Consider the following 24,230-nt stretch of genomic DNA (forward strand, 5'->3'; position numbering starts at 1 on the left):
TTCGAGTGTAGACGGGCATTGCGGGGGAGGGGAGGCAGCGAGGATTTAATCTGTAGAAGCAAAAACCCCGGCCTGGGCCGGGGTTTTTGTGATCACTCGTCGAGGAAGGAGCGCAAATGCTCGCTTCTCGTCGGGTGGCGCAGCTTGCGCAGCGCCTTGGCTTCGATCTGACGAATCCGCTCACGGGTAACGTCGAACTGCTTACCGACTTCCTCAAGGGTGTGGTCGGTATTCATGTCGATGCCGAAGCGCATGCGCAGTACCTTGGCTTCACGGGCAGTGAGGCCGGACAGTACGTCGCGAGTCGCTTCTTTCAGGCTCTCAACGGTGGCAACATCGATTGGCGACTGCATGGTCGAGTCTTCGATGAAGTCACCCAAGTGGGAGTCTTCGTCATCACCGATCGGGGTTTCCATGGAGATCGGCTCTTTAGCGATCTTCAATACCTTGCGGATTTTATCCTCAGGCATTTCCATGCGTTCGCCCAGCTCTTCCGGGGTCGGTTCGCGACCCATTTCCTGCAACATCTGCCGGGAAATACGGTTGAGCTTGTTGATCGTCTCGATCATGTGCACCGGAATACGGATGGTGCGGGCCTGGTCGGCGATCGAGCGAGTGATCGCCTGACGGATCCACCAGGTGGCATAAGTCGAGAACTTGTAGCCGCGACGGTATTCGAACTTGTCCACAGCCTTCATCAAGCCGATGTTGCCTTCCTGGATCAGATCGAGGAATTGCAGGCCACGGTTGGTGTACTTCTTGGCGATGGAGATCACCAGACGCAAGTTCGCTTCAACCATCTCTTTCTTCGCGCGGCGGGCCTTGGCCTCACCGATCGACATGCGACGGTTGATGTCCTTGATCTCGGCAATCGTCAGACCGGTTTCGGTCTGCAATGCAGTCAGCTTCTGCTGGCAACGAACGATGTCGGCCTGGAAGCGACCAATGGCTTCAGCGTATTTGCTTTTGCCTTTGGCCAGTGCGTCGGTCCAGCTTTCGTCAACTTCGTTGCCCGGGAACTGGCGCAGGAAGTCTGCACGCGGCATGCGCGCATCACGGACACAGAGCTGCATGATCGCGCGCTCTTGTGCACGCAGACGCTCAAGGGCGCTACGAACCCGCTCAACCAGGCCTTCGAATTGCTTCGGTACCAGTTTGATCGGCATGAAGAGTTCAGCCAGGGCCAGCAATTCAGCAGTTGCCTGCTTGCTGCCGCGACCGTGCTTCTTCAGGGCCTTGCGAGCCAGTTCCATCTGATCGGAGACCGCGCCAAAGCGCTGGGCTGCGATGATCGGATCCGGACCGCTTTCGACTTCTTCTTCGTCATCGGTGGCGGCTTCAGCTTCTTCATCGTCGGTGTCGTCGTCTGCTTTGGCAGCCTTGGCATCGATCGGCGGAGGAACTTCAGCCGCAGGTGGCGCAATGCCGTCGTCCGGGTCGATATAACCGCTCAGGACGTCGGACAGGCGGCCACCTTCGGTGGTGACGCGAGTGTACTCGGAGAGAATGTGGTCAACCGTGCCTGGGAAGTGCGCGATTGCGCCCATCACTTCACGGATGCCCTCTTCGATACGCTTGGCGATTTCGATTTCGCCTTCACGTGTCAGCAGCTCTACCGTACCCATTTCGCGCATATACATGCGCACTGGGTCAGTCGTGCGACCGATGTCGGTCTCGACCGCTGCCAACGCGGCGGCTGCTTCTTCAGCGGCTGCCTCGTCGGTATCGGCGTCGGCCAACATAAGGGCGTCCGCATCCGGAGCACTCTCGTGTACGGGGATCCCCATGTCATTAATCATGCGGATGATGTCTTCCACCTGCTCTGGATCTGAAATATCCTCAGGCAGGTGGTCGTTGACCTCTGCGTAAGTCAGATACTTCTGCTCACGACCAAGGGTGATCAACTCTTTGATACGAGACTGCTGTTGCGCTTTTCCGGACATAACACCCTATCCACTGAAGGTCTTGGCGGGCAAAAAACAAGCCGAGGATTATACCCGAGCTATGACCTCACACGCCAGCTGAGGTCGGGTTTGATGCGGAAACATTGCGACTTAAAAGGTCGCGCAGTTGATTTTTCTCTTCGGCGGTCAATTCACTCTGACGCGCTTTTCGAAGAAGTTGTTCCAGGTTTCGCTCGCGTTGACGAGCTACCAAGCTAGTAATGGTGTCGAAAAACTGTTGTTCAAGGTTATCGCCATCAATCAGCCATTCCTTTTCTGCCAATGCCTTCAGCAAGCGGCCCTGTTCAGTGCCGTGCCAGCGTGCAATCAGCTGGAATGAGTTTAGCTTAGGATTCTTCTGTACGGCCTCGAGCAGGGCCACCAACAGTTGTGTATTGGTGTGGTCTTCGGCCGCAAAGTGCCCCGCGTCTTCGACTTTTTGTGCCAGTTGCGGGTGATGCAAAAGCGTGCGCAGGGCTGCCATGGTGGGCGGCTCTACTGCTGCTGGGACGCGCGGGCCGCGCGGTTCGTCACGGTCACCGCCACGTTTGCCGTTTTTGTCCCAGGGTTTCTTGTCCCATTTCTTGCCGCCGGCACCGGATTTCTTCGGTGTCCACTCCTGCTGGGGCGTGTAGGCCTCCTGCGGTTGGTGGAAGTCGGAATAGTCCGGCATGGCGTCGTAATCCATGCCCGGGTCGTAGGCGGGCGGCGCCTCTTGCGGCGCGCTGCGCGCCAGCTGGCTGACGGCCTCGCCACTCAATCCGGTGATTTCCAGCAGTCGCTGGCGCATCAGGGTCCGCAGGTTGGCGCCCGGAACCTTGTCGATCAGCGGTGCGGCGAGGGTGACCATATGGGCCTTGCCTTCGAGGGAGCGCGGGTCGGACTCTTCGGTCAGTTGCTGGAAGAAATAATCGGCCAGCGGTTGTGCGTGCTGATTGATGCGCGCGCGGAACGCGTCGGTGCCTTCGGAGCGGACCAGGGTGTCCGGGTCTTCGCCTTCGGGCAGGAACAGGAAGCGTGCGCGGCGTCCGTCCTGCAGGCTCGACAGGGTTGATTCAAGGGCACGCCACGCGGCATTGCGGCCGGCCTGGTCGCCGTCAAAGCAGAACAGCACGTTGGGCACTACGCGAAACAGTCGCTTCAAGTGCTCTTCGCTGGTCGCGGTGCCCAGGGTGGCCACGGCATTGCGCAAGCCCTGCTGGGCGAGGGCGATCACGTCCATATAGCCTTCAACCACAATGATTTCATCGAGGTTGCGATTGTTCTTGCGCGCTTCAAACAGGCCGTAGAGTTCCTGGCCTTTGTGAAACACCGGGGTTTCCGGTGAGTTCAGGTATTTGGGCTTGTCGTCCCCCAGCACCCGGCCGCCGAACGCAATGATGCGGCCGCGACTGTCGCGGATCGGGAACATCACGCGATCGCGGAAGCGGTCATAGCGCTTGCCGGTCTCGGCGTTCTCCACCAACAGGCCGGCGTCGATCATGGCTTTTTGCTGCAGGGTGTCGCTGCTCAGGTGCTTGTACAGATTGTCCCAGCCGGGCGGGGCGAAGCCGAGGCCGAAGTCGCGGGCGATTTCACCGGTCAGGCCGCGGCCCTTGAGGTAATCGACGGCGGCTTTGCGCTGCGGGTGGCTTTTCAGTGCCTGGCGGTAAAAGTCGGCAGCAGCGGTGAGCAGCGGGTACAGCGGCGAATCGGTGGGTTGCCGCGGTTTGTGCGGGCGGCCACTTTCTTCGCGGGGGATTTCCATGCCGGCGGCTTTCGCCAGTTCCTCGACGGCCTGGGGGAAGTCCAGGTTGTCGTGGTCCATGATGAAGCCGAGGGCGTTGCCGCCAGCGCCGCAGCCGAAGCAGTAGTAGAACTGCTTGTCGGGGCTGACGCTGAACGACGGCGTCTTTTCTTTGTGGAACGGGCAGCAGGCGGTGTAGTTCTTGCCGGCCTTTTTCATTTGCAGGCGCGAGCTGACAACATCGACGATGTCGGTGCGGTTCAGAAGGTCGTCAATAAAGCTCTGGGGAATTAGCCCGGCCATGGCGTTCTCGTCATCACTGCGTGTAAAAGAGGGCCCGCAAAGTGCTCAAGGCGCGCGTATTGTGCGGCTCGATCAACTGTCGTCTGCTTGGTCTGTCAGGAAGTGTATCTGCCGAACATTCACTGACGTTAGTTCCGATCAGTGCCCGGCGTAGAAATGTTGCCCGGGAGTCCGGTCTTGGCCATGTGCGGGCCTCGGAAGCTCATCGGTGGGCGCAGCCGACCTGTTGATCGCCTGTTAAAAAATAAGTGTGCTCGTCAGTAGCCTTGTTAGGCTCGTCAGAAGAGACGTGCACCGCTGGCAAAAGAGCCAGTCCTGACGTGTGAAGCAGTTCGTTTCAGTCGCGTGTGCGGCGTCAACGTTGAAGCATCAAGCGATATCCGCAAATGCCAACAGCCCGGCTGAGGGCCGGGCTTGGCAGAAGCTTGCTACGAACGTCTGTGTATTAGTACAGACGAACGGCGCGGCGCTGCTCGCGCTGAACTTTCTTGGCGTGACGCTTAACAGCGGCTGCTGCTTTACGCTTACGCTCAGAAGTTGGCTTCTCGTAAAATTCGCGGCTACGAACTTCAGCCAGAACACCGGCTTTTTCGCAGGAGCGCTTGAAACGACGCAGAGCTACGTCGAAGGGTTCGTTCTCTTTTACTTTGACGGCTGGCATCCAGAGCTACCTTCTTTCATTACCGGGAATCAACGTTCTCGTCGCAAAAAATTCGCGGCTGAGGTCGTCGGTTTTTAAGGGTTGCGGATGTTAACCCCTCATTGCCCGGAATGCAAAGCCTCTGATCGAAAACCGCTAGTCGGGAGGGGGAGCGGCGACTATTATGCGCGCCTTCGAATTCAGCCTCTACAAGGCGCAAACCCATGCTAGTTCTGGGATTAGAAACCTCGTGCGACGAAACCGGTGTCGCACTTTACGACAGTGAACGCGGGCTTTTGGCCGACGCACTGTTCAGTCAGATCGACCTGCATCGCGCCTATGGTGGCGTGGTGCCGGAGCTGGCCAGCCGTGATCATGTGAAACGCATGCTGCCATTGATTCGCCAGGTATTGGACGAGGCCGGCTGCGTGCCGACCGAGATCGACGCCATTGCCTATACCGCAGGCCCGGGATTGGTCGGAGCCCTGCTGGTTGGGGCCTCTTGCGCCCAGGCGCTGGCATTTGCCTGGGGCATTCCGGCCCTCGGTGTGCACCACATGGAAGGCCATTTACTGGCGCCGATGCTGGAAGAAAACCCGCCAGAGTTCCCGTTCGTCGCTTTGTTGGTTTCAGGTGGCCATACGCAGCTGGTTCAGGTCGACGCAATCGGTCAATACACGCTTCTGGGGGAAAGCCTGGACGACGCTGCCGGTGAAGCGTTCGACAAGACCGCGAAGATGATGGGCCTCAATTATCCCGGCGGTCCGGAAATTGCGCGGCTGGCGGAAAAAGGCGTGGAAGGGCGCTACACCTTCCCGCGTCCGATGTGCGATCGCCCCGGCCTGATGTTCAGCTTCAGCGGCTTGAAAACCTCTGCCCTGAATACCTGGCAGCAGAGCGTCAGCGCCGGAGACGACAGTGAGCAAGCCCGTTGCGACATCTCGCTGGCGTTCCAGCAGGCCGTGGTGGAGACTTTGACCATCAAGTGCAAGCGGGCCCTGAAGCAGGCGGGCATGAAGCGCCTGGTGATCGCGGGCGGCGTCAGCGCGAACAAGGCGTTGCGCAGCTCCCTGGAGAAAATGCTCGGCGACATGAAGGGCGACGTGTTTTACGCCCGCCCCGAATTCTGTACCGATAACGGCGCGATGATCGCTTATGCCGGTTGCCAGCGTTTGCAGGCCGGCCAGCATGAAAGCCTGGCAATCAGCGTGCAGGCACGCTGGCCGATGGAGCAACTGCCGCCGCTGTAACCGGCGAACGTGAACCGGGTTCACCGGGCGTATTTAAAAATGCCGTTCGCGCCCGGCAAACAGGTCGCGTAAATTGCCCCGGTGGCGCCAGACGATCAGCAGCGTGAGCACGCTCATCGGCACCAGCGCCGCCGGTTCCTGCCAGGCCAGCAATGGCAGCGTCAGCGGTGTGGCGATCAGTGCGGCCAGCGAGCTGGTACGGGTCAGGTAGAACGTCAGCAGCCAGGCCAGGATGGCCAGCAGCGCCGCCGGTGGGTAGATGCCCAGCAGCATGCCGGCCGCCGTAGCGACGCCTTTGCCGCCGCGAAAGCGGAAGTACAGCGGGAACAGGTGGCCGAGCACCGCGCAGACGCCGATCCAGGCTTGCTGTTGCAGCGACAGCCCGGCGAGATCGGCGATCAACACGGGCAACAGGCCCTTGCAGACGTCGCCGAACAGCGTCAATACGGCGAGTTTCTTGCCGGCCAGGCGCAACATATTGGTGGCGCCGGCATTGCCTGAGCCACTCATTCGCGGGTCGGGATTTCCCGTCAGGCGGCTGAGCAAAATGGCGAAGGACAGCGAGCCGAGCAGGTAGGCGAGAGTCGCCAGTAACCAAAACATGCTAACTATTCCGGGCGAGGACGCCCTGATTCTAACGGGGCATCGCGCCCTTGTCGTGCAGCGGAGAAGAGTGCTTGGACAGAGTGTTTATCGAAGGCCTGGAAGTTGACACCGTGATCGGGGCCTACGACTGGGAGCGCGGTATCCGGCAATGCCTGCGTCTGGACCTGAGCTTCGCCTGGGATAACCGCCCGGCCGCTGCCGGTGATGACCTGACCCTGGCACTGGACTATGCCAGCGTGTCCGCACGTATCCAGGCCTTTGCCGAGCACGCGCAGTTCCAACTGGTGGAAACCTTTGCCGAGCGCCTGGCCGAAGTCTTGATGAGTGAATTCCAGATTCCCTGGCTGCACCTCAAACTGACCAAGCCCGGCGCCGTTCCGGCAGCCAAGGGCGTGGGCGTGGAGATCGAGCGCGGATGTCGCTAACTCAGGTTTACCTTGGTCTTGGCAGCAATATCGAGCGTGAGGCCCATTTACGCGCTGGCCTCGATGCGCTGGCGGGTTTCCTGACGGATCTGCGCTGTTCGGCGGTGTTTGAAAGCCAGCCGGTGGGCATCAAGAGCGGGCCGTTCTTCAATCTGGTGGTGTCGGCGTATACCGACCTGCCGCTGATGGAACTGGACCGTCGATTGAAGTTTATCGAGGCCGACAATGGCCGCTATGCCCCGGATCGCAAGGGGCTGCCGCTGGATATCGACGTGCTGCTGTACGGCGAGCTGGTCGGTAATTTCGATGGCCTGATTCTGCCCCGGGCCGAAATCCTGAAGAACGCGTTTGTGCTGTGGCCGCTGTCGCTGATGGCGCCGGAGCGTGTGCACCCGGAAGCGGGCAAGACATTTGCCGCGCTTTGGCAGGATGCACAAATCGATCAGGTACTGGCGCCGGTCGCTTTCGAGTGGCGTAATCAGCCGTTAACGCCGGATGCGCTCTTGTAGGCTTTCAGCGCCTTGAGCCGTTCGCGTTTCAGCGCTTCACCCAGCTCGGGGCCCTTGAATCCTTGCTCCAGTAGCGGTGCGACCGCGACACCCCGTGCGGCGAGCGCCGCGCCGCGCAAATAATCCGCTTGTGGATAACTTCTCTGCTCAAGGCCTTTGCGGCCGCGGGCGTCCATCTCGCACGCCACCACAAATTCCTCAAAGCGCTGCGGGCGACGGTAAACGTCAAAGCGTTGCAGCAACTCCAGCAAAGTTGCAGGCCTCAGCTCCAGTGCGCGATGGCCGTGGGTGTGGTATTCGCCCACCAGCAGCGCCAGTTCCTGGCAATCCCTTGGTACCTTGAAGCGCTCATTCACCGCCTTGATCAACTCCAGGCCGCGATGCTCATGAGCAATGTGCTGCGGCAACTTATCCACAGGCGTGAGGCCCTTGCCCAGGTCATGCAGCAGGCAGGCCCAGCGCACGGTCAGTGGTTGGGCGTGGAGGGCCGCCTGCTCCAGCACGCTCAGCGTGTGGATGCCGGTATCGATCTCGGGGTGATGGGCTTCGGGTTGTGGCACGCCAAACAGCGCGTCGATTTCAGGCATCAGGATTTTCAGCGCGCCGCAATCGCGTAGCACCTGGATAAATACCTGTGGCTGATTCTCCATCAGGGCGCGGGAAATTTCTTTCCAGCTGCGCTCAGGCGTCAGGGCTTCCAGCTCGCCTGAATTACTGAGTTCGCGCATCAGCTCCAGGGTTTCTGACGCGACGGTAAAATCCAGGCCTGCGTATCGCGCTGCAAAACGGGCAACGCGCAGGACTCGGAGAGGATCTTCGGCGAATGCGGGGGAAACGTGGCGAAGAATGCGCGCTTTCAGATCACGCTGACCGTGGTACGGATCAGTCAGGTTGCCGTCGTCATCTTCTGCCATTGCATTGATGGTCAGGTCGCGGCGGATCAGGTCTTCTTCCAGGGTAACTTCTGGGCTCGCGTGAAACACGAAGCCGCCATAACCCCGGCCGCTCTTGCGCTCCGTGCGGGCGAGGGCGTACTCGTCGCCGTTTTTCGGGTCAAGAAAGACGGGGAAGTCCGAGCCCACGGGCTTGTAGCCCAGGGCGAGCATTTCTTCAGTGGTTGCGCCGACTACGACACGGTCGACATCGGTAACCGGGATGCCCAGCAGGCGATCACGCACCGCACCGCCGACTTTGTAGATTTGCATGAAAAAGCCTCCATTAGCGGCACAGGATAACGCCTGCGGCCCGCCAATGGAGGCTTTGCCGTTTCACAGATGGACGACAGCCAGGTCCAGGCGGCCGTAATCGTTGTCGCCGTGTTCGTTGCGGGGCGGAACATGGTGGGTTTTCATCACCTGGTCGCCTTGCAGCGTTTCCAGGTGGATATCGAACCCCCACAGCCGGTGCAGATGCTTGAGGACCTCTTCAGTGGACTCTCCCAGCGGTTTACGGTCGTGCTGCTGATGGCGCAGGGTCAACGAGCGATCGCCGCGTACGTCGATGCTGTAGATCTGCACGTTGGGTTCACGGTTGCCCAGGTTGTACTGCGCTGCCAGGGTTTCGCGGATGGTGCGGTAACCCGGCTCATCGTGGATCGCCGGCACCAGCAGGTCGTCCTTGAGGTCGTCATCCATGATGCTGAACAACTTGAGGTCACGAATCACCTGAGGTGACAGGTACTGCAGGATGAAGCTTTCATCCTTGAAGCTGCTCATGGCGAACTTGATGGTGGACAGCCAATCGCTGCCGGCAATCTCCGGGAACCAGCGGCGGTCTTCTTCGGTGGGGTGTTCACACATGCGCCGGATGTCACGGTACATGGCAAAACCCAGAGCATACGGGTTGATGCCGCTGTAGTACGGACTGTCGAAGCCCGGTTGATAGACCACGCTGGTATGGGACGTCAGGAACTCCATCATGAAGCCGTCGGTCACCAGGCCTTCGTCGTACAGGTCGTTCATCAGGGTGTAGTGCCAGAACGTGGCCCAGCCCTCGTTCATCACCTGGGTCTGGCGTTGTGGGTAGAAGTACTGGGCAATCTTGCGCACGATCCGCACGATTTCCCGCTGCCAGGGCTCCAGCAACGGCGCGTGCTTTTCGATGAAGTACAGGATGTTTTCCTGAGGTTCGGCGGGGAAGCGTGCATTGTCCTTGTCGCTGTTCTTGCCGGCGCGTTTGGGAATGGTGCGCCACAGGTCGTTGATCTGCTTTTGCAGATGCTCTTCACGGTCCTTCTGGCGCAGCCGCTCTTCTTCGGCGGAAATCGGATACGGGCGTTTGTAGCGGTCGACGCCGTAGTTCATCAGCGCATGGCAAGAGTCGAGCAAGTCTTCCACGGCATCGATGCCGTGGCGCTCCTCGCACTGCATGATGTACTGCTTGGCGAACACCAGGTAATCGATGATCGAGCTGGCATCGGTCCAGGTGCGGAACAGGTAGTTGCCCTTGAAAAAGCTGTTATGTCCGTAGCACGCATGGGCTACCACCAGTGCCTGCATGCAGATGGTGTTTTCTTCCATCAGGTAGGCAATGCACGGGTCGGAGTTGATGACGATTTCGTACGCCAGGCCCATCTGGCCGCGGGTGTAGGACTTTTCGGTGCTGAGGAAGTGTTTGCCGTAGGACCAGTGGTGATAGCCCAAGGGCATGCCCACGGACGCGTAGGCGTCCATCATCTGTTCGGCGGTGATCACTTCGATCTGGTTGGGGTAGGTGTCCAGGGCATAACCCGCCGCGATGCGGCTGATTTCCTTGTCATAGGCCTGGATCAGCTCGAAGGTCCATTCGGACCCCGTGGATATGGGTTGGCGCTTATGCTCTTTGGCGGTCATGTCACTAACCTGCGCTGGAAGAGTTCACGGAAGACCGGATAGATATCGCCGGCCGAGACCAATTGTTGCTGGGCGAAGGTGTCAGCGAAGGCTTCGCTGATGCGCTCGTATTCGAACCACAGCGCCTGATGCTCGCGCGGGGTGATTTCGACGTAGGTGTAGTACTGCACGAACGGCATGATCTGGTTGATCAGGATATCGCGGCAGATCGGCGAATCGTCGTTCCAGTTGTCGCCGTCGGAGGCCTGGGCGGCGTAGATGTTCCACTCGTTGGCCGGATAGCGCTCAGCCATGATTTCCTGCATCAGCTTCAAGGCGCTGGAAACAATGGTGCCGCCGGTTTCCCGCGAGTAGAAGAACTCTTCTTCGTCGACTTCCCGGGCGCTGGTGTGATGGCGGATGAACACCACATCGATCTTGTCGTAGTTACGTTTGAGGAACAGGTACAGCAGGATGAAGAAGCGCTTGGCGATGTCCTTGGTCGCCTGGGTCATGGAGCCGGATACGTCCATCAGGCAGAACATCACCGCCTTGGAACTGGGATTGGGTTGCTTGACCAGCAGGTTGTACTTCAAGTCGAAGGTGTCGAGAAACGGAACGCGGTGAATTCGCGCACTGAGTTTGGCGATTTCGGCTTCGATTTCCTGGATATCGCCGAAGTTGTCCGGCTCTTCGCGTTTCAGGCGCTCCAGTTCCGCCTTGGCATCCCGCAGCTTCGCGCGGCTGCTGCCCGACAAGGCGATACGTCGCGCATGGGCTGAACGCAGGGTGCGGATGATGTTGATCCGCGACGGATTGCCTTCGTTGCTGATCCCGGCGCGCACGGTCTTGAAAGTGTCGGTACCGGTCAGGTTGCGTTTGACCAGGTTGGGCAGTTCCAGGTCTTCGAACATGAATTCCAGGAATTCTTCCTGGGTGATCTGGAACACGAACTCATCCATGCCTTCGCCGGAGTTGCCGGCCTTGCCCGGCCCTTTGCCGCCCGCACCGCCTTGAGGCCGCTGGATATGTTCGCCGCTGGTGAATTCCTTGTTGCCGGGGTGCACGACAGTCTGTTTGCCGCCCCGGCCGTGGTGCAGCACCGGTTCATCGATGTCGCGTCCAGGGATGCTGATCTGTTCGCCATGCTCCATGTCGGTGATGGAGCGGCGGCTGACGGCCTCTTCGACGGCCTTTTTGATGTGGTCACGGTAACGCCGCAGGAACCGCTGGCGGTTTACCGTGCTCTTGTTCTTGCCATTGAGACGTCGGTCGATCACATAGCTCATGTAGGAGCCCTCCGGGCAGCTTCAAGTTACAAGCTTCAAGCGGCAAGCTGGAAGCTTAAAGACAAGCGGTCGATTGCCAGGCTGTCCGGCGTACCGGGAGCCTGGCATTGCGCGCTTGTCGCTGCCTTACTGCGATTTGCGGACCCGCAAGTACCACTCGGAGAGCAGTCGTACCTGTTTGTCGGTGTAGCCACGCTCGACCATTCGAGTGACGAAGTCGTTGTGTTTTTGCTGATCCTCCTTGCTGGCCTTGGCGTTGAAGCTGATGACCGGCAGCAGATCCTCGGTGTTGGAGAACATTTTCTTCTCGATGACCACCCGCAGCTTCTCGTAGCTGAGCCAGGTAGGGTTCTTGCCATTGTTGTTGGCCCGGGCGCGCAGCACGAAGTTGACGATTTCGTTGCGGAAATCCTTCGGATTGCTGATGCCGGCGGGTTTTTCGATCTTTTCCAGTTCCTCGTTGAGGGCTACGCGGTTGAGAATCTCGCCGGTTTCCGGGTCGCGGTATTCCTGGTCCTGGATCCAGAAGTCTGCGTACAGCACGTAGCGGTCGAAGATGTTCTGGCCGTATTCGCTGTAGGACTCCAGGTACGCGGTCTGGATTTCCTTGCCGATGAACTCGATGTAGCGCGGTGCCAGGTATTCCTTGAGGAAGCGCAGATAGCGCTCGCGGGTTTCAGCCTGGAACTGTTCCTGTTCGATCTGCTGTTCCAGCACGTAAAGCAGGTGCACCGGGTTGGCGGCGATTTCGTGCGGATCGAAGTTGAAGACCTTGGACAGGATCTTGAACGCAAAGCGTGTCGACAGGCCGTTCATGCCCTCGTCCACACCTGCGGTGTCGCGGTACTCCTGGATTGACTTGGCCTTCGGATCGGTGTCCTTGAGGTTTTCGCCGTCATACACGCGCATCTTCGAGTAGATGTTGGAGTTTTCCGGCTCCTTGAGGCGCGACAGCACAGTGAACTGGGCCAGCATCTTCAGGGTGTCAGGCGCGCAATGGGCCTTGGCCAGGGAGCTGTTGAACAGCAGCTTGTCGTAGATCTTGATTTCATCGCTGACCCGCAGGCAGTACGGCACCTTGACGATGTAGATCCGGTCGATGAAGGCCTCGTTGTTCTTGTTGTTGCGGAAGGTGTGCCATTCCGATTCGTTGGAGTGGGCCAGCAGGATCCCGGTAAACGGAATCGCCCCCAGGCCTTCGGTACTGTTGTAGTTACCTTCCTGTGTCGCGGTAAGCAGTGGGTGCAGCACCTTGATTGGTGCCTTGAACATCTCCACGAACTCCATCAGACCCTGGTTGGCCCGGCACAGTGCGCCCGAGTAGCTGTAGGCATCGGCGTCGTTCTGCGGGAATTCTTCGAGTTTGCGGATATCGACCTTACCCACCAGCGCCGAGATATCCTGGTTGTTCTCGTCACCGGGTTCGGTCTTGGCCACGGCGATCTGGTTGAGGATCGATGGATAGAGCTTCACCACCCGGAACTGGCTGATGTCGCCGCCGAATTCGGCCAGGCGCTTGGTCGCCCACGGCGACATGATGGTATTGAGGTAGCGCCGTGGAATACCGAAGTCTTCTTCGAGGATCGCGCCATCTTCCGTGGCGTTGAACAGCCCCAGGGGCGACTCGAACACCGGCGAGCCCTTGATGGCGTAGAACGGCACCTTCTCGATCAGTTGTTTGAGCTTCTCGGCCAGGGACGACTTACCGCCGCCGACGGGGCCGAGCAGGTAGAGGATCTGTTTCTTCTCTTCCAGGCCTTGGGCGGCATGGCGGAAATACGAGACGATCTGGTCAATGCATTCTTCCATGCCATGGAAGTCTTCAAAGGCCGGGTAGCGACGGATCACCTTGTTCGAGAAAATTCGCGACAGTCGCGAATTGGCTGCGGTGTCCACCAGCTCCGGCTCGCCGATCGCCAATAGCAGGCGTTCAGCGGCAGACGCGTAGGCGCTTCGGTCCTTTTTGCACAGTTCGAGATACTCCTGAAGCGAGAGCTCTTCCTGGCGGGTGGACTCGAAGCGTTGTTGGAAGTGGCTAAAAATACTCATGACGTCGTCACCTCGCTCGATACGTGGAGCCGACGCCGGATCAATCAGTCGATGCTGGCAGTCATTGGTGGACACCAATGGCCGTTTTCCCCCCAGAACACCCTGAAACGCTACCGATGACCCGCACGCCGGTGTACCGGCTCTCCCCTGTTTTGGATGGCCTGCGCTTAAGGATAGTTCGGAATCAGGGAGGTCAAGGCGCGATACGAAATTAGTTTGGCCGCGCCGTTCGTCAGAAACGGCGCGAGGCCAAGCGTCACGCGGGGTAGCGGGGTTTGAAAAAAATTATTGCGCGTCGCCTGCAGCAATTTCTGCAGGATAGGTCGCACGCCATAGCTCAAAGCCACCGTCGAGGCTATAGACGTCGGAGAAACCCTGGCTCACGAGGTAGGCGGCCGCGCTTTGGCTGGAGTTGCCGTGGTAGCACGCCACGATTACCGGCGCGTCGAGGTCGGCGGCGCGGATGAAGTCGGCGATGTTGTGGTTGTCCAGGTGCTGGGCACCACTGATGTGGGCGGCGTTGTAGGTCGGCTGGTCGCGGATGTCGACAACCACCGCGCCTTGCTCGCGCAGGGCCTGGGCTTGCTCGGGAGGGATACGTTTGAATTCAGTCATGGCGGGCTCCTTTGGCCTGTGTGAAAGCGCGGCTCAGCGCTTTGCCGTGGCCTGCAGTTGTTCGGGAATGGGCGAGTCGCACTGGCAGCTCGAGCGCTCGCCGGTGTCGACATTCATCAGGGTCATGGCGCCGCCCCACACACAGCCGGTGTCGAGGGCGAATACACCGGGTTCATCGCATTTGCCTTCCAGGGCTGCCCAGTGGCCGAAGATGATCTTCGTTTCACGGGTCTTGCGCTCCTTGTGGGCGAACCAGGGCTTGTAGCCGGGGAGGGCGGTGTCGGCGCCTTCCTTGCTCTTCAGGTCCAGCTTGCCTTCGGCGGTGCAGAAACGCATGCGGGTGAAGTAGTTGGTGATCACCCGCAGGCGGGCGACGCCGGTCAGATCGTTGTCCCACTTCACGGGATCGTTGCCGTACATGCCATCCAGGTAAGCCGTGTACAGGTTGTCATCGGCCAGGGCGGCTTCGACTTCGCCTGCACACTTGAGGGCTTTCTTCAGCGTCCACTGCGGAGGAATGCCGGCATGCACCAAGGCCATGTCACGACTCTCGTCGTAGTGCATGATCTTTTGCCGGCGCAGCCAGTCAAGCAACTGGGCGCGGTCTGGCGCTTCGAGGATTTCCCGCAGGGTATCGCCCTTTTTCAGGCGCTCGATGTTATTGCCTGCGGCCAGCAGGTGCAGGTCATGGTTGCCCAGCACACACACCAGGGAGTCGCGCATGCCATAAAGAAAGCGCAGGGTTTCCAGGGATTGCGGGCCACGGTTGACCAAGTCGCCTACCAGCCACAGGCGATCCTTGGCTGGATCGAAGGCCACACGGTCGAGCAGGCACTTGAGCGGTTCCAGGCAGCCTTGCAGGTCACCGACGGCATACGTCGCCATCAGTGCAGGGCTCCAGGTACCGCGAGGCGGAACGGGGCGATGATGGCGTCGAAGTGTTTACCGTCGTCGGCGAGCATCTGGTAGCTGCCTTGCATGTTGCCGACGCGGGAGGTCATGACGGTGCCGCTGCTGTAGGTGTGGCTCTTGCCGGGGGCGATCAGCGGTTGTTGGCCGACCACGCCGGCGCCGCGGACTTCCTCGACCTGGCCGTCACCGTCGGTGATGACCCAATGGCGCGACAGCAGCTTGGCAGGCAGCTCGCCGTTGTTTTGCACGGTAATGGTGTAGGCGAACGCAAAACGGTTCTGCTCGGGTTGCGATTGTTCCGCCAGAAAGCGGGTGACGACGCTGACGTCGATCTGATAACGAGGATCGGACATGCAAGAGGCCTTAAAAGCAAAAGCGGGGGAACAGCGGATGCCGATCAGTCTAGGCCAAGTGGTGGGCACTAGGCCAGACATGCTGTCTGGCCGTGCCCGACTCTACTTTATTCAGCCGCTGGCGCAGGCTGAATGGCGAGCTGGTCAGCCAGGCGCACGAAGGCGGCCAGGTCCAGCTGCTCAGGACGCAGGCTGCCGTCGACGCCGGCGGCTTCGATTTCAGCGTTGCTGAGCAAAGCCTTCAGCGTATTGCGCAAGGTCTTGCGGCGTTGGTTAAACGCCTCGCGTACCACGCGCTCCAGCAATTTGTGGTCTTTAGCCGGGTGCGGCAGCACCGCATGAGGCACCAGGCGCACGATGGCGGAGTCGACCTTCGGTGGCGGGTTGAACGCGCCCGGGCCGACGTTGAACAGGTGCTCTACGCGGCAATGGTACTGAACCATGATCGACAGACGACCCCAATCACCACCACCAGGGCCCGCCGCCAAACGCTCGACCACTTCCTTTTGCAGCATGAAGTGCATGTCGCGGATGATGCCGGCGTTGTTCAGCAGGTGGAAAATCAGCGGGGTGGAGATGTTGTATGGCAGGTTGCCGACCACCCGCAGGCTGTTGGGCGCTGCATTGAGGCTGGTGAAGTCGAACTTCAGCGCGTCGCCCTGGTGCAGGTTGAAGTTGGGCATGCCGGCGAACTGCTGGTTGAGGATCGGGATCAGGTCCTTGTCCAACTCAACCACGTCCAACTGGCCGCCGCTCTTGAGCAGGCCTTGGGTCAGGGCGCCCTGGCCCGGGCCGATTTCCAGCAGGCGGTCTTCGGGCTTGGCGTGGATGGAGCGCAGGATGCGGTCAATCACGCCAGCGTCGTGCAGGAAGTTTTGCCCGAAGCGCTTGCGCGCCCGGTGTTGGTAATGCTCAGTCATATACGGGTCTCGGCCATCTGATAGGCGGTTTCCAGGGCCACGTGCAGGCTGCCGGTATCGATCTTGCCGCTGCCGGCGAGGTCCAGGGCGGTGCCATGGTCGACGGAGGTGCGGATGATCGGCAGGCCCAGTGTCACGTTGACGGCGGCGCCGAAGCCTTTGTACTTCAGCACGGGCAGCCCCTGGTCATGGTACATCGCCAGCACTGCGTCGCAGTGCTCCAGATATTTGGGGGTAAACAGAGTGTCGGCAGGCAATGGGCCGCGCAGGTCCATGCCCTCAAGGCGCAGACGCTCCAGGGTTGGTTCGATGATGTCGATTTCTTCATGGCCCAGGTGGCCACCTTCACCGGCGTGGGGGTTGAGCCCGCAGACCAGGATGCGTGGTTGGGCGATGCCGAATTTCTGTCGCAGGTCGGCGTGCAGGATGCGTGTGACACGCTCCAGGCGCTCGGGGGTAATGGCGTCGGCAATCTCCCGCAGGGGAAGGTGAGTGGTCACCAGGGCCACCCGCAGGTCGCCCGTTGCCAGCATCATCACCACTTGTTCGGTCTGGGTCAGTTCAGCGAGGAATTCGGTATGGCCGGAAAAGGCGATCCCCGATTCATTGATCACGCCCTTGTGCACGGGCGCGGTGATCATTCCGGCGAAATCGCCTTCGATGCAGCCTTGGCCGGCCCGGGTCAGGGTTTCCAGGACGAAGGCAGCGTTGGCCTTGTCCAGTTGCCCGGCGACGACCTTGGCCGCCAACGGGGTATCCCACACGTACAGGCTGTTGGCCGGTGCCGGAAGGTCAGGCCAGTTACCTGGGCCCACCGATAGCAGATCGACGGCCACGCCCAGCTGCGCGGCCCGCTCAAGGAGCAAGTCGCGGCTGGTAATGGCAATCAGGGGGTGTGGCTGGGTGTGCGAGGCGAGCAGCAGGCACAGGTCAGGACCAATGCCGGCCGGCTCGCCGGGTGTCAATGCGAAACGCTTGGGTTTCACTGGGCTGCCTGGTCGGTGCCTGTTTGGTCGGCGCCAGGAAGCTTGTTCTCTACGTAGGCTTCGTCACGGATCTGACGCAACCAGGTTTGCAGCTCTTCGTCGTATTTGCGGTTACGCAGTACGGTCAGGGCTTGTTGCTCGCGGGCCTGGGCGGTGTTGTCAGTGGCGCGACGGCCAAGGACTTCCAGCACATGCCAGCCGTATTGGGTCTTGAACGGTTTGGACAGTACGCCTTGCGGAGTCTTGGCCATGACGTCCTGGAACTCTGGAACCAGTGCTTTCGGATCGATCCAGTTCAGATCGCCGCCGTTGAGGGCTGAGCCTGGGTCTTCCGAGAAGCTTTTGGCCAGGGTGGCAAAGTCTTCGCCGCTTTCGATGCGGTCATAGATCTTCTGGGCCAGTTCCTTGGTTTGGGCTTCGGTACGGATCTCGCTTGGCTTGACCAGGATGTGACGAACGTGAACTTCGTCCTTCATCTGGGCTTCTTCGCCGCCGCGCTTGCCGAGCAACTTGAGGATGATGAAACCGCCTGGCGTGCGCGCAGGCTGGGTGATGCCACCCACTTCCATGGTGCTCAGCTCGCGGTCGAACGGTGGTGGCAGTTGAGCGGCTTTACGCCAGCCCATGTCACCGCCTTCGAGGGCGTTGTCGCTGCCGGACTGGGCAATGGCCATCTGAGCAAAGTCAGCGCCTTGCTTGAGCCGGTCATAAATAGCTTGGGTTTTCGCCGCGGCAGCGTTGAGCTGTTCAGCGTTGGCACTGTCTGGGGTAGGAACCAGGATGTTGGCCAGGTGCAGTTCTTCGGAAAGCTGCATCTTGCCAAGGTCAGAGGCCAGGAAGTTCTTCACTTCCTGCTCGGACACCTGAATCCGCTCCGCCACACGGCGCTGACGCACACGGCTGATGATCATTTCACGGCGAATCTGGTCACGGGCGTCCTCATAGGACAGACCGTCGTGAGCCAGGGCAGCGCGGAACTGATCAATGCTCATGTTGTTGCGCTGGGCGATGGTGCCGACAGCCTGGTTCAATTCTTCGTCACTGATACGGATGCCGGAGCGATCGCCGATCTGCAATTGCAGGTTTTCAACGATCAGGCGCTCAAGCACCTGCTGGTCCAGCACGCTGGTCGGCGGTACGCCGCCACCGCGCTTGGCGATGGTTTGCTGAACTTCCTTGACCCGTTGGTCCAGTTGGCTCTGCATGATCACGTCGTTATCGACGATGGCCACTACCTTGTCCAGCGGTTGAACCGCAGCGTGGGCTGCGGCAGTACCCAGGAACAGCGCGCCCAGCATCAGCGGGCGCAGACAATCAGAAAGCTTGGTCTTCACGTTCACGATAACCTTCAATGCCTTTGTCGAGGAAGCTCTCTACCTTGGCGCCGGTCAGGCCGCCGAGTCCTTTAAGGACGATCTGGAAGAAGAGCCCGTGGTCACCCTTTTCGTTCAGCGGGGCGATCTGGCTGTATTCGTCGTTGGAAACCCAGTAACGGTTGATGACGCGCAGTTTCCAGCAGCAGTTGTCGTACTCGAAACCACCGAAGGCTTCCAGGGTACGGTTGCGGGCATAGTCATACTGCCAGCGGGTGATCAGGTTCCACTGAGGAATGATCGGCCACATCATCGAGAAGTCGTGTTGCTGGATTTTGTAGTAATCCTTGATGAAGGTCGACGGGTCCGATGGGCTGCCGTAGTCGCCACCAAACTGGTATTTGCCGGTCAGCTGGTTGTAGACAACCTGGTCGTTACGGTAGCGGTAGCCGACGTTAATGACCTTGTTCGGGTTGTCTTCCGGCTGATAGTGGAACATCGCACTGCCGGAGCGTGGGCTGTGCGTTTCAGTGTCCCAGTTATAGTCTGCAGTGGCGCGCCAGTCGCGGTTGAAGCGGAACTCGTAGTCCAGGGCAACCGGAGAGACGTTGGATTGCGCGTCAGCACGCTGGCTGGCGAGGATGCCAGGCAGTTGTACTTCACGATCCTTGAAGTAGATGGCTTGGCCGATTGCAACGCGTTGACGTTCGAAACCGTTCTCTTCGATCCAGCGGCTGGTCAAGCCGAGGGACAGCTTGTTCTCGTCGCCGATACGGTCAGTGCCGCTGAAACGGTTGTCGCGGAACAATGACGCGTAGCTGAACGAGTACTCACCGCTGTCGAATACAGGGATATCACTTTGGTCTTTATTCGGTACATACAGGTAGTACGCACGAGGCTCAAGAGTCTGTCGGTAGTCTTTGCCAAACCAGTTGGTATTGCGATCAAAGTACAGGCCGCTGTCTACGCTGGCGACCGGTATTGCACGGTCTTGGGAGCTTTTAAAGGTGCCGCCAGCATAAGGATTAGCAGGGGTTGCAGCTGCTTGCGCAACGAGGATGTCATTCTTACCCGTGCTATCAAGGTCAAGATCGTACTTGGTGTAGACATACTTCAGCTTCGGCGTAATAAAACCGTAGGTCGTATTCATCGGGTATTCGACCGCTGGCGCGACGTTCAGGCGAGTACCGTTTGCACGGGTCAGGCCTGTTACATACGTGTCCAGACGACGCGATACTGCGCCGTTTTCATCGGTGAAGGTTCCGTTCTCAAGATCTCGATCAAAGCGTACTGCTTCGGTCTCGTAAGTGAAGTTCAACCCACCCGGATGGTACGGCAGCGCACCGTTGAAGGTGATCTGCGGCAGACGGTCATACGGAGTGATCTGGGAAATCGTCGCCAGCTGGTAAGCCTGCAGGTTCAGTCGTGCCTGGTAGCTATCACCACGATAGGTCACCGAACCCTGCTGGTTCACATAGTCTTGGGTCTTGATCCCTTCTTGATAGGACTTCAGATCCTGGAAGTAATAAGGATCGCTGATATTGGTGTAATCGACCTGAGTCATTACACGCGAATCCAACCCGCCCTTATGCTGCCAGTTGAGCATATAACGAGTTTTTTCGTAGTCGGTCTGCAGCTTGCGCTCGTCGCTGTCGTCGTTCAGGTACGCGCCACCAAACTGACCTTCGCTGGACTTGGTGAGGTAGCGGAATTCGCCTTCCATCAGCATGCCGCGCTTGGTCATGTATTGCGGGTACAACGTGGCATCGTAGTTCGGCGCCAGGTTGAAGTAGTACGGCGTAACCAACGTGAAGCCAGTCTCGCTGCCGGTGCTGAAGCTCGGCGGCAGGAAGCCGGATTGACGACGGTTGTCGATCGGGAAGTAGATGTACGGGGTGTAAAGGATCGGAATGTCCTTGACCCGCAACGTCACGTTGGTCGCCGTACCGAAACCGGTGGCCGGGTTGAGCGTGATGTTGTTGCCCTTGAGCTGCCAGGCGTTGCTGTTCGGCTCACAGGTGGTGTACGTACCGTCCTTGAGACGGATGATCGCGTTCTCGGCACGCTTGGCGTAGAGCGCGTTGCCGCGGATGCGCGATTTGTGCATCACGTATTCGGCGTTGTCGACCTTGGCGGCGCCGGTGTCCAGTTGGACTTCAGCGTGGTCGCCCACCAGCAGGGCGCCGTTGTCGCGCAGACGGACGTTGCCGTTCAGCTCGCCACGGTTCTCGGCCTGGTAGAGGTTGGCCTCGTCGGCCTCGACCTGCATGCTGCCCTGGCGCATGACGACGTCACCGGCCAGGGAGGCAACTTGCTGTTCCTGCTCGTAACGAGAGACCTTGGCGCCGATGAAAGTCGGTGCGTCGCTCTTGTTCGTCTTGTCGTTCATGCCAGGACGAATCGGCTCGATGTACGCGCCGGAGCAGTACGGGCCGGTTTCGGCCAGTTGCGCGGCGGTGAGTTTCTCGCGAGGGACCCAGTCCAGATGGCTGTAGTCGGCGCTGCGCGAACGCAGGCCGCGGCCCTTGGCTTCGGTGACCAATGTGGTCTGCGGCACGGCCTCGGCACTGCCGCCGGACTCGCCTTGCGGCGTGCCATTGGCGGAGCTGACGGCACTGCCGTCATGCACCGGGCGCGGTGGCAGCGGGGCTGCGGCCGTCTTCGGCGCACAATCCCAGGCACCCGAAGCAGAGACTGAGCAGTCATACTGTTCCGCGGCGACCACGAATGAGGTGGCGAAAGGTTGCATGGCCAGCAGACTGCCGGTTACCAGCAACGGAAATTTTCTACGAAACGCGGGGGATTTCAATGCCATCTTATTAGTCCGGGCTTCCTGCGTGCCATCTGCCCGCGGTGTGGGCCGCACGCCTCTCGATGGTCTGAAAAAGATGCGTGATAATAAAGCATGACCCGCTTGACGGCTAGCGCCGTCGGAGACCCTTGTAATGCCCGACCAAGATCTACGTTTGCAACAGCTGAAAGTCTGGCTTGATGAGCAATTGCCCAGCCTTTTTACCGCCCAGGGCTGGGGTGTCGTACCCCCGGCCACGTTGACTGCGGCCAGCAGTGACGCGAGTTTCAGGCGTTACTTCCGATGGGAAGGAGGAGGTCGCAGTTTTGTCGTAATGGACGCTCCACCCCCCCAGGAAAACTGCAAACCTTTCGTCGATATCGCTCATTTTCTCGGTCAATCGGGAATAAATGTTCCGAAAATTTATGCGCAAGATCTGATTCGCGGCTTTCTTTTGCTTAACGACCTGGGGAAAAAAACCTATCTGGACGTGATTGACGAGCAAAACGCCGATCAATTGTTCGCCGATGCCATCGATGCGTTGCTGGCTTTCCAGCAATTGCCGATGGAGGCGCCATTGCCCAGCTATGACGTCGCGCTGTTACGTCGGGAGCTGGAATTGTTTCCTGAATGGTACGTTCGCCGGGAGTTGGGCATCGAGTTTGACGCGGGGCAACTTGCCCTGTGGCAGCGCGTCAGCCAACACCTGATCGACAGCGCCCTGGCCCAGCCCAAGGTACTGGTGCACCGCGACTACATGCCGCGCAACCTGATGATCAGCGAGCCTAACCCCGGCGTGCTGGATTTCCAGGACGCGGTCTACGGCCCGGTGACCTACGACATCACGTGCCTGTTCAAGGATGCGTTCCTCAGTTGGCCGAAAGCCCGCGTGCGGGAATGGCAGCGCGGTTATTGGCAGCGCGCCGGCGCGCTGGGTATTCCGGTGCAGTCGGACTTTGAAGCGTTTCTGCGAGCCAGCGACCTGATGGGCGTGCAGCGTCACCTGAAGGTGATCGGCATCTTCGCGCGCATCTGCCATCGCGATGGCAAACCACGCTACCTGGCCGACGTGCCGCGCTTCTTTGCTTATATAGAGGCGGTGCTCGCGGACCGGCCAGAGTTGAGCGACCTGGGTGAGTTGCTGGCGAGCCTGCGCGCCGAGGCGGTGGTATGAAGGCCATGATCCTGGCCGCCGGCAAAGGTGAGCGGATGCGCCCGCTCACCCTGCACACGCCCAAGCCGCTGATCCAGGCCGGTGGCAAGCGCCTGATCGAGTACCACCTCGAGGCGCTGGCGAAAGCGGGCTTCACCGATATCGTCATCAACCATGCGTGGCTCGGCCAGCAGATCGAAGGCTACCTGGGAGACGGCGCGCAGTACGGCGTACGTATCCAGTACTCGGCCGAAGGCGAGCCGCTGGAAACCGGCGGCGGGATTTTCAAGGCCTTGCCGCTGCTGGGGGACGAACCGTTCCTGGTGGTCAATGGCGACATCTGGACCGATTACGACTTTGCCAGCCTGAAACAGCCGTTGAATGGCCTGGCCCACCTGGTAATGGTCGACAACCCGCCCCATCACCCGTCCGGCGGTGACTTCTACATAAAGGACGGTGCACTTCATGATGCCGCTCCTGGTGCCGATAACCTGACCTTCAGTGGCATTTCCGTACTCCATCCCGAGCTGTTCGCGGGTTGCAGTGCGGGTGCTTTCAAACTGGCGCCGCTGTTGCGTGACGCCATGGCGAAAGGGTTGGTGACGGGGGAACACATGAACGGACGCTGGATCGATGTCGGGACACTGGAGCGCCTGGCGCAAGTCGAAACCCTGCTGACAGCGGGGCACTAGGATGTTGTGGCCAGGGACTCTGATCGGAGCCGGGGCAGGCTTTGCCATTGCCAGCATTCCGGGGGCCATGTTGGGCGCGTTGCTGGGCCAGGCGCTGGACCGGCGCCTGGAGCTGCAAAGCTGGGCTCAGTTACGCGAGCGCCTTGGCGGCCGGCCGGCGTTGCGCAATGACGAACTGCTGTTCGTGTTGCTCGGTCGCCTGGCCAAGAGTAACGGCCGGGTGGTGGACGGGCATATCCAGCAGGCGCGCCAGGAAATGCGCTCGCTGGATATGTCTGAGCCAGCCCAGCGCAGGGCGATTGCCGCCTTTAACCGGGGCAAGTCCGGCTCGGACCGGGTGCGCAGTTATTTGAGCGTGCTCAAGGCTCAGCCTCATGCGGCGGAAGGTGTGCTGCGTGCCTGTTGGCGCATGGCCTGGGCGGACGGCAAGGCCAGTCCCGCCGAGCGCGAGTTGATTGAGCAATGGGGCAAATGGCTGGGCTGGACCGTGCAACAGATCCGGGCATTGGCGGCTGACTACGAGCCAGAGCGCAAACCGTTGGCCAATCGTGGCGGGGCCTACCAGGAGGCGCTGCGGATTCTGGGGGTGACCTCGACCACCGAACCTTCGGTGATCAAGCGCGCTTACCGGCGCCTGCTGAGCCGGCACCACCCGGACAAGATTGCTGGCAGTGGCGCCAGTCCAGCCCAGGTGCGGGAGGCGACCGAACGTACCCGCGAGCTGCACAACGCCTATGCGCTGATTCGCGAAAGACGAGACTTTCGCTAGCAGAATCATCAGGCGCTGCTTTTTATGGTGTAAACCGGATCAACTGTGGGAGCGGGCTTGCTCGCGAATGCGGTGAGTCAGTCACTGTATCTGTTACTGATCCACCGCATTCGCGAGCAAGTCGAATCGTCGCACCGCCGCTCCCACATTTTACTCTCCAGTGTTTTTGAGATTTA

The 24,230-nt window shown here is 59.9% G+C and carries 21 protein-coding genes; 6 read left to right on the forward strand and 15 right to left on the reverse strand.

Annotated elements, in window-relative coordinates; translation table 11 throughout:
- Positions 1 to 92 precede the first annotated feature (92 nt).
- From rpoD to rpsU, 3 genes are all read right to left on the reverse strand, one after another.
- Positions 93 to 1,943, reverse strand: a complete 1,851-nt coding sequence (rpoD, locus tag ACUN0G_RS16030; protein ID WP_258342468.1) for an RNA polymerase sigma factor RpoD — start codon at positions 1,941 to 1,943, stop codon at positions 93 to 95.
- 67 nt (positions 1,944 to 2,010) lie between these two features.
- Complete coding sequence (dnaG, locus tag ACUN0G_RS16035; RefSeq protein ID WP_445573815.1) at positions 2,011 to 3,972, reverse strand: DNA primase; 1,962 nt, start codon at positions 3,970 to 3,972, stop codon at positions 2,011 to 2,013.
- 445 nt (positions 3,973 to 4,417) lie between these two features.
- Positions 4,418 to 4,633: a 30S ribosomal protein S21 gene (gene rpsU / locus ACUN0G_RS16040; RefSeq protein ID WP_002551877.1), complete on the reverse strand. Its 216-nt coding sequence runs from the start codon at positions 4,631 to 4,633 to the stop codon at positions 4,418 to 4,420.
- Between the two features lie 203 nt (positions 4,634 to 4,836).
- Here rpsU and tsaD point away from each other — a divergent pair, with 203 nt between their 5' ends.
- The gene (tsaD, locus tag ACUN0G_RS16045; RefSeq protein ID WP_445573816.1) at positions 4,837 to 5,862 is read left to right on the forward strand and encodes a tRNA (adenosine(37)-N6)-threonylcarbamoyltransferase complex transferase subunit TsaD; all 1,026 of its coding nucleotides are present in this window, start codon (positions 4,837 to 4,839) and stop codon (positions 5,860 to 5,862) included.
- A 33-nt stretch (positions 5,863 to 5,895) separates the two neighbouring features.
- Here tsaD and plsY read toward each other — a convergent pair whose 3' ends face one another.
- Positions 5,896 to 6,465 carry a glycerol-3-phosphate 1-O-acyltransferase PlsY gene (gene plsY, locus ACUN0G_RS16050; protein WP_088423353.1) on the reverse strand — a complete coding sequence of 190 codons (570 nt, stop codon included), beginning with the start codon at positions 6,463 to 6,465 and terminating at the stop codon, positions 5,896 to 5,898.
- 74 nt (positions 6,466 to 6,539) lie between these two features.
- On the opposite strand from plsY, the gene folB reads away from it, so the two are divergent.
- Positions 6,540 to 6,893, forward strand: coding sequence for a dihydroneopterin aldolase (gene folB, locus ACUN0G_RS16055; protein ID WP_048722079.1), 354 nt, complete (start codon positions 6,540 to 6,542; stop codon positions 6,891 to 6,893).
- Positions 6,884 to 7,402: a 2-amino-4-hydroxy-6-hydroxymethyldihydropteridine diphosphokinase gene (gene folK, locus ACUN0G_RS16060; RefSeq protein WP_258342464.1), complete on the forward strand. Its 519-nt coding sequence runs from the start codon at positions 6,884 to 6,886 to the stop codon at positions 7,400 to 7,402. The genes folB and folK overlap by 10 nt, the downstream gene beginning before the upstream one ends.
- Here folK and ACUN0G_RS16065 read toward each other — a convergent pair.
- The 11 genes from ACUN0G_RS16065 to ACUN0G_RS16115 all read right to left on the reverse strand — a co-directional run bounded on the left by ACUN0G_RS16065 (position 7,372) and on the right by ACUN0G_RS16115 (position 21,464).
- The gene (locus ACUN0G_RS16065; protein WP_445573817.1) at positions 7,372 to 8,607 is read right to left on the reverse strand and encodes a multifunctional CCA addition/repair protein; all 1,236 of its coding nucleotides are present in this window, start codon (positions 8,605 to 8,607) and stop codon (positions 7,372 to 7,374) included. The genes folK and ACUN0G_RS16065 overlap by 31 nt on opposite strands.
- Positions 8,608 to 8,670: 63 nt before the next feature.
- Complete coding sequence (locus ACUN0G_RS16070; protein ID WP_258342462.1) at positions 8,671 to 10,233, reverse strand: SpoVR family protein; 1,563 nt, start codon at positions 10,231 to 10,233, stop codon at positions 8,671 to 8,673.
- Positions 10,230 to 11,501, reverse strand: a complete 1,272-nt coding sequence (locus tag ACUN0G_RS16075; protein WP_003211000.1) for a YeaH/YhbH family protein — start codon at positions 11,499 to 11,501, stop codon at positions 10,230 to 10,232. Before ACUN0G_RS16075 ends, ACUN0G_RS16070 begins: the two co-directional genes overlap by 4 nt.
- 126 nt (positions 11,502 to 11,627) lie before the next feature.
- Positions 11,628 to 13,550, reverse strand: a complete 1,923-nt coding sequence (locus ACUN0G_RS16080; protein ID WP_003210999.1) for a PrkA family serine protein kinase — start codon at positions 13,548 to 13,550, stop codon at positions 11,628 to 11,630.
- Positions 13,551 to 13,835: 285 nt separating this feature from the next.
- Positions 13,836 to 14,165, reverse strand: coding sequence for a thiosulfate sulfurtransferase GlpE (gene glpE / locus ACUN0G_RS16085; protein ID WP_008434417.1), 330 nt, complete (start codon positions 14,163 to 14,165; stop codon positions 13,836 to 13,838).
- A 33-nt stretch (positions 14,166 to 14,198) separates the two neighbouring features.
- Complete coding sequence (locus tag ACUN0G_RS16090) at positions 14,199 to 15,050, reverse strand: symmetrical bis(5'-nucleosyl)-tetraphosphatase (RefSeq protein WP_445573818.1); 852 nt, start codon at positions 15,048 to 15,050, stop codon at positions 14,199 to 14,201.
- Positions 15,050 to 15,430, reverse strand: coding sequence for a Co2+/Mg2+ efflux protein ApaG (apaG, locus tag ACUN0G_RS16095; RefSeq protein ID WP_003210996.1), 381 nt, complete (start codon positions 15,428 to 15,430; stop codon positions 15,050 to 15,052). The genes ACUN0G_RS16090 and apaG overlap by 1 nt, the downstream gene beginning before the upstream one ends.
- 107 nt (positions 15,431 to 15,537) lie before the next feature.
- A complete protein-coding gene (gene rsmA, locus ACUN0G_RS16100) occupies positions 15,538 to 16,350 on the reverse strand; it encodes a 16S rRNA (adenine(1518)-N(6)/adenine(1519)-N(6))-dimethyltransferase RsmA (protein WP_076017896.1) in 813 nt (270 codons plus the stop codon).
- Positions 16,347 to 17,336, reverse strand: coding sequence for a 4-hydroxythreonine-4-phosphate dehydrogenase PdxA (gene pdxA / locus ACUN0G_RS16105; RefSeq protein ID WP_445573819.1), 990 nt, complete (start codon positions 17,334 to 17,336; stop codon positions 16,347 to 16,349). The genes rsmA and pdxA overlap by 4 nt, the downstream gene beginning before the upstream one ends.
- Entirely contained in the window at positions 17,333 to 18,670 is a 1,338-nt protein-coding gene (locus ACUN0G_RS16110) for a peptidylprolyl isomerase (RefSeq protein WP_445573820.1), read from the reverse strand. The genes pdxA and ACUN0G_RS16110 overlap by 4 nt, the downstream gene beginning before the upstream one ends.
- Positions 18,651 to 21,464 carry an LPS-assembly protein LptD gene (locus ACUN0G_RS16115; RefSeq protein WP_445573821.1) on the reverse strand — a complete coding sequence of 938 codons (2,814 nt, stop codon included), beginning with the start codon at positions 21,462 to 21,464 and terminating at the stop codon, positions 18,651 to 18,653. Before ACUN0G_RS16115 ends, ACUN0G_RS16110 begins: the two co-directional genes overlap by 20 nt.
- Before the next feature lie 130 nt (positions 21,465 to 21,594).
- On the opposite strand from ACUN0G_RS16115, the gene ACUN0G_RS16120 reads away from it, so the two are divergent.
- The 3 genes from ACUN0G_RS16120 to ACUN0G_RS16130 are packed head-to-tail and all read left to right on the forward strand — an operon-like array spanning position 21,595 to position 24,054.
- A complete protein-coding gene (locus tag ACUN0G_RS16120) occupies positions 21,595 to 22,614 on the forward strand; it encodes an aminoglycoside phosphotransferase family protein (RefSeq protein WP_445573822.1) in 1,020 nt (339 codons plus the stop codon).
- The gene (gene murU / locus ACUN0G_RS16125; protein ID WP_093204454.1) at positions 22,611 to 23,285 is read left to right on the forward strand and encodes an N-acetylmuramate alpha-1-phosphate uridylyltransferase MurU; all 675 of its coding nucleotides are present in this window, start codon (positions 22,611 to 22,613) and stop codon (positions 23,283 to 23,285) included. The genes ACUN0G_RS16120 and murU overlap by 4 nt, the downstream gene beginning before the upstream one ends.
- Before the next feature lies 1 nt (position 23,286).
- The gene (locus tag ACUN0G_RS16130) at positions 23,287 to 24,054 is read left to right on the forward strand and encodes a TerB family tellurite resistance protein (protein ID WP_258342455.1); all 768 of its coding nucleotides are present in this window, start codon (positions 23,287 to 23,289) and stop codon (positions 24,052 to 24,054) included.
- Positions 24,055 to 24,230 lie beyond the last annotated feature (176 nt).

The sequence above is a fragment of the Pseudomonas sp. 32A genome (genome assembly GCF_052682255.1).

Coding starts and splice junctions, on each gene's coding strand:
- rpoD (WP_258342468.1), bottom strand. CDS start 1,943: ATGTCCGGAAAAGCGCAACAGCAGTCTCGTATCAAAGAGTTGATCACC.
- ACUN0G_RS16130 (WP_258342455.1), top strand. CDS start 23,287: ATGTTGTGGCCAGGGACTCTGATCGGAGCCGGGGCAGGCTTTGCCATT.
- ACUN0G_RS16080 (WP_003210999.1), bottom strand. CDS start 13,550: ATGAGTATTTTTAGCCACTTCCAACAACGCTTCGAGTCCACCCGCCAG.
- dnaG (WP_445573815.1), bottom strand. CDS start 3,972: ATGGCCGGGCTAATTCCCCAGAGCTTTATTGACGACCTTCTGAACCGC.
- folK (WP_258342464.1), top strand. CDS start 6,884: ATGTCGCTAACTCAGGTTTACCTTGGTCTTGGCAGCAATATCGAGCGT.
- ACUN0G_RS16090 (WP_445573818.1), bottom strand. CDS start 15,050: ATGGCGACGTATGCCGTCGGTGACCTGCAAGGCTGCCTGGAACCGCTC.
- apaG (WP_003210996.1), bottom strand. CDS start 15,430: ATGTCCGATCCTCGTTATCAGATCGACGTCAGCGTCGTCACCCGCTTT.
- plsY (WP_088423353.1), bottom strand. CDS start 6,465: ATGTTTTGGTTACTGGCGACTCTCGCCTACCTGCTCGGCTCGCTGTCC.
- ACUN0G_RS16075 (WP_003211000.1), bottom strand. CDS start 11,501: ATGAGCTATGTGATCGACCGACGTCTCAATGGCAAGAACAAGAGCACG.
- ACUN0G_RS16070 (WP_258342462.1), bottom strand. CDS start 10,233: ATGACCGCCAAAGAGCATAAGCGCCAACCCATATCCACGGGGTCCGAA.
- rsmA (WP_076017896.1), bottom strand. CDS start 16,350: ATGACTGAGCATTACCAACACCGGGCGCGCAAGCGCTTCGGGCAAAAC.
- ACUN0G_RS16115 (WP_445573821.1), bottom strand. CDS start 21,464: ATGGCATTGAAATCCCCCGCGTTTCGTAGAAAATTTCCGTTGCTGGTA.
- glpE (WP_008434417.1), bottom strand. CDS start 14,165: ATGACTGAATTCAAACGTATCCCTCCCGAGCAAGCCCAGGCCCTGCGC.
- ACUN0G_RS16065 (WP_445573817.1), bottom strand. CDS start 8,607: ATGCAAATCTACAAAGTCGGCGGTGCGGTGCGTGATCGCCTGCTGGGC.
- tsaD (WP_445573816.1), top strand. CDS start 4,837: ATGCTAGTTCTGGGATTAGAAACCTCGTGCGACGAAACCGGTGTCGCA.
- murU (WP_093204454.1), top strand. CDS start 22,611: ATGAAGGCCATGATCCTGGCCGCCGGCAAAGGTGAGCGGATGCGCCCG.
- ACUN0G_RS16120 (WP_445573822.1), top strand. CDS start 21,595: ATGCCCGACCAAGATCTACGTTTGCAACAGCTGAAAGTCTGGCTTGAT.
- rpsU (WP_002551877.1), bottom strand. CDS start 4,633: ATGCCAGCCGTCAAAGTAAAAGAGAACGAACCCTTCGACGTAGCTCTG.